The organism is Flagellimonas flava (genome assembly GCF_050617915.1).
Classification (GTDB): Bacteria; Bacteroidota; Bacteroidia; order Flavobacteriales; family Flavobacteriaceae; genus Flagellimonas; species Flagellimonas flava_A.
In genome coordinates this window covers 1-247 of sequence record NZ_JBODQE010000123.1, presented here as the reverse complement: position 1 = coordinate 247, position 247 = coordinate 1, and the positions used below count along the sequence as shown (strand labels likewise).

Genomic DNA, 247 nt, shown 5'->3' with positions numbered 1-247 from the left:
GTTTAGCTTCAGGAACGGTTTATTACTACAGAATTGGAACAGGCGGTAGTTTGTTGGCGCAGAATACAGATTTATATTTTAAGACGCATCCTTCGTTAGGATCTACAGATGCTTATACATTTTGGATTCTTGGTGGAATTGGTAAAGCACATCATAGTTCTAATGCAGCAAAAGCAATTGAAGTACGAGATGCTTTCTATTCTTATATAGGAAATAATAAATTAGATGGTATTATGTTAACAGGTGA

1 protein-coding gene is annotated in these 247 nt (G+C 34.8%); it reads left to right on the top strand.

Annotated elements, in window-relative coordinates; genetic code table 11:
* Positions 1-247 (top strand): hypothetical protein (locus tag ACRHOZ_RS21225; RefSeq protein ID WP_431130338.1); only part of this gene is annotated, 247 nt, incomplete at both ends.